Annotated in this window: 2 protein-coding genes; both read right to left on the bottom strand. The window is 43.9% G+C overall.

Features of this window, described 5'->3' with window-relative positions; translation table 11 throughout:
• The coding region (locus JMX83_RS14765; RefSeq protein ID WP_406947644.1) for a hypothetical protein at positions 1–941 on the bottom strand (941 nt) is incomplete at its 3' end.
• A gap of 58 nt (positions 942–999) precedes the next feature.
• On the bottom strand, positions 1000–4355 hold a 3356-nt coding region (locus JMX83_RS14760), incomplete at its 5' end, for a beta strand repeat-containing protein (protein WP_201603333.1).

Genomic DNA, 4355 nt, shown 5'->3' with positions numbered 1-4355 from the left:
GTGCCGTTCAACTGAGATGCGCCAGTATTGGTTAGAGTACCAGTATTAGTAAGATTACCTACGCTATCGATATCGCCTGTGTTATCAATACCAGCTGTCGTGGATAAGCCTGTAACTCCTAGCGTGCCGTTCAACTGAGATGCGCCAGTATTGGTAAGGGTGCCTGTGTTAGTTAAGGCTCCATTATTACCAAGACCAGTAGTTGAGGTTTGACCTGCAACATTTAGCGTCCCTCCTACTATAGCCGCGCCTGTATTATTTAAGACACCATTATTGGTAAGACCTGCTGTCGTAGTTGCACCTGCTGTTAAAGAGCCGTTTAGCTGAGTTGCACCTGTCGCCGTCAGATTACCAGTTAGCTGAGTTGCGCCACTACTGATTATGCCGCCAGTATTAGTCAGGCCTGCTGTCGTCGTAGCACCTGCCGCTAGAGTACCGGTTAGCTGAGTTGCGCCACTACTGATTATGCCGCCAGTATTAGTCAGGCCTGCTGTTGTCGTAGCACCTGCCGCTAGAGTACCGTTTAGCTGAGTTGCACCATTATTAGTCAGAGTACCCGTATTAGTTAGCCCAGTTGTCGTCGTTACACCTGCCGTTAGAGTGCCATTTATCTGAGTTGCACCATTACTGATTAGAGTACCATTACTAGTCAAAGTACCATTACTAGTCAGAGCACCTGAATTAGTAAGACTACCTGTGTTCAGATTACCAGAGTTAACAATATTAGTTGTGTTAGTTGTACCAGTAGTCGTAGTATTACCGTTTACCGTTAAATTAGAGTTTACACTTGAGTTAGTAGCACAGTCCACTGCGCCTGTCCCACTTGTTCCACACTGTACTACGCCTGGAGTACCCGCTGCCATAGCTGATGGTAAAAATAACGCACTTGTCGTTGCAGTTATGGCTATCGCTAGAAGCTTGCGCTGAAAATTGTTTTGCATAATATCTCTTCCCTATATGATTTAATTAAATATCAAGACTCTGTGTTAAAAGAACGTTTTATCGACCTATCGCAAAAGCAAGCCCACCTTGGTACAAGATGTCATCACTTCCAGCATATGCAAAACCTCCTGTTAGCTTAAAATTACTTTCCTTACTTAAATAGGTTATCCCAAGCGCCATAGCCGTATTGCTTCTGAAGTTTCCTACTCCGATCATACCTGATAGCTGACCGGGTCTAGCCACTGCGTCTGAACCATTGGATAAAGCTGCTGACATCGCGATGCCCTTGTAAGCAATTTCATCACCTTGTCGTGAATACTCACGTGAGTATTCGTACACTCTGGATAACTGTCCAACATTCACAGCATCGTTATAATTAACCCCTGCAGATACATTGGTTATTCTGGTATTAGCAGCATCTATACCATTACTGGATAGACTAGGGCCATCATTAATTTGAATGCTATTTACCTGAATATTGTTGTTTAATCCGACACTGATACCTTCATTGGTAGTTTGAACCGATAGGTTCTGATTGGTACTCGTCACAGCGATAGTATCGCCTAGTTGATAGGTATTGCTGTCCGTACCATCACTAAACGTAAGGCCTTTGGATAGTGTAGTGCTGTTCTGCTGGACGGTTGAACCTAGACTAGCGACGTTTGAATTAGTGGCGACCAAATCGTCGGTGTTTTTGGTAATAGCTGTATTTGCGACTACTAAGTCACTGGCGTTTTTGGAGATAGCAACATTAGCCACATCCAAAGCATTACTATTATTTAAAATATCATTTGAATTCTGAGATATCAGAGTATTAGCTGCTGTTAGAGCAGAACTATTGTTTGAGATAGCGCTATTTGCACTGACTAAATCAGCCGTATTTTTCGAGATATTATCGCTATTTGTATTTATCTTGCTATTCGCTATCGCTGAGTTTTGAGTGTTCTTCAAGATATCAGCTGTATTTTCTGAGATTTTGATATTGGCACTTGCTAAGCTAGTTGTATTTTCTGAGATTTTGGTATTGGCAGTGGCTAGACCGACTGTATTTTCTGAAATCTTAGTATTAGCAGTGGCTAGACCGGCCGTATTTTCTGAAATCTTAGTATTAGCAGTGGCTAGACCAGTCGTATTTTCTGAGATTTTGATATTAGCAGTGGTTAGACCAGCAGTATTTTTCGAAATTTCTATATTGGCATTGGCTAGACCAGTTGTATTACTTAAAATTTTGGTATTGGCGTCCGCCAAACCAGTCGTATTATTTGAAACCTTAGATTCAAGAACAATTAGCTTACCCACGTTTTCTGAAATAATAGTCGTATTGTCAGAAATAGCCTGATTGGCAGTCGCTAAGTCACCAGTATTTTTAGCAATCGCGGCGTTAGCTACGATTAGGGCACCAGTATTTTCGGCTACACTAGTATTGGTAGTACCTAGAGCAGTCGTGAAAGTGGCAATTGAATTCGTGTTTTGAGAAATAGCCTGATTGGCGGTCACCAAGTCACCAGTATTCTTGGTCGTTGCTGCTGTAACGGTGACTAGATTGCTCGTATTAGTTGCAATGTAATCTGTATTTTTTGAAATAAGATCATTAGCAGTGGCTAAAGCACTGTTGGTCTGATCGATCTCAGTTTTAACAGTAGCAATATCACTCTGGTTTTTGGATGCCATATCTCTATTGAGTGAAGTATTAGTGGCAATCGCATACAACTGACTACCATTGATAGCATCTGAAGAGGTTTGCGATATTTCACCAGCGGCTACGTTTTGAATTCTACGTTCACTATTGGCTGAGCCTACTGAGATGACGCCATTTGCTGTACTTGCTGCAAAGTTATTATAATTAATACTACCTATGACAGTACTCGCCACGCTGCCAGTGTTACCAGCAGTTGTGGTATTGCCTTGTTGTCCATTACTTTGCAATACTTGTGTTCCTACTTGATTGCCCGCAGTGGCAACCGTATTACTGCCTAAGTAGACTGAATTTGTAACAGTATTACCTATCGGTACAATGTTACCAAAGCCATCGAATAGACCTGAGTTATTGATATTAGAACCTAAGACAAATGTATCACTTGAGTTGATAACATTAGATTGTCCAATAGCTGATGAACCTTCTGCCTCTACACTATTGTTAGAACCAATGGAGATAGTTTTATTCGCTAAAGACTGGTTGGCTGCCCCTACAGATAGTGCATCAATACCATCAGCAATAGCATTATTACCTACTGCAGTGGCATTCTGCTTAGTGGCTTGGGCGTTTTGTCCCGTTGCGGTGCTGTTCTCAGCTGTCGCACGAGAGTTTGCACCTGTTGCCGTACTGTTTATAGCGGAAGCCAAGCTGTCATAACCTGATGCTGTGGTACGATCGGCAAGCGCTTCACTCTGAGCGCCATTTGCTGTAGAGCCAAACCCTGAGGCAATAGTTCGGCTACCTGATGCTGTTGTATAAGCTCCTGAGGCATCGGCTTCAAAGCCTGTTGCGGTAGCTTCTATATCCGTCGCTTTACTACTTACACCTGTTGTCGTTGTATTCACAGCAGTGGCTTGTGCGTTTTGTCCATAAGCTGTTGCATTATCTTGAGTCGCTCGAGAATTTGCGCCAGTTGCGGTACTGTTTATAGCGGAAGCCAGACTGTCATAACCTGATGCTGTGGTACGATCGGCAAGCGCTTCACTCTGAGCACCGTTTGCTGTAGAGCCAAACCCTGAGGCGATAGTTCGACTACCTAATGCTGTTGTATAAGCCCCTGATGCATCGGCTTCAAAGCCTGTTGCCGTAGCTTCTATATCCGTCGCTTTACTGCTTACACCTGTTGTCGTTGTATTCACAGCAGTGGCTTGAGCATTTTGTCCAGTCGCTGTTGCATTCTCTTGAGTCGCACGAGAGTTTGCACCTGTTGCCGTACTGTTTATAGCGGAAGCCAGACTGTCATAACCTGATGCTGTGGTACGATCGGCAAGCGCTTCACTTTGAGCGCCATTTGCTGTAGAGCCAAACCCTGAGGCGATAGTTCGACTACCTAATGCTGTTGTATAAGCCCCTGATGCATCGGCTTCAAAGCCTGTTGCCGTAGCTTCTATATCCGTCGCTTTACTACTTACACCTATTGTCGTTGTATTCACAGCAGTGGCTTGAGCATTTTGTCCAGTCGCTGTTGCATTATCTTGAGTCGCTTGAGCGTTTTGCCCTAGTGCTGTACTGTTTGTACTTTTAGCTTGAGCGTTTTGTCCAGTTGCGGTGCTGTTCTCAGCTGTCGCACGAGAGTTTGCGCCAGTTGCTGTACTGTTTATAGCTGAAGCCAAGCTATCATAACCTGATGCTGTGGTACGATCGGCAAGCGCTTCACTTTGAGCACCGTTTGCTGTAGAGCCAAGTCCTAAAGCAATAGTTCGACTACCTGATGCTG

Source organism: Psychrobacter piscatorii (assembly GCF_904846415.1).
GTDB lineage: Bacteria > Pseudomonadota > Gammaproteobacteria > Pseudomonadales > Moraxellaceae > Psychrobacter > Psychrobacter piscatorii.
The sequence above is the reverse complement of the archived record's forward strand: the minus strand, read 5'-3'. Positions and strand labels throughout refer to the sequence as shown.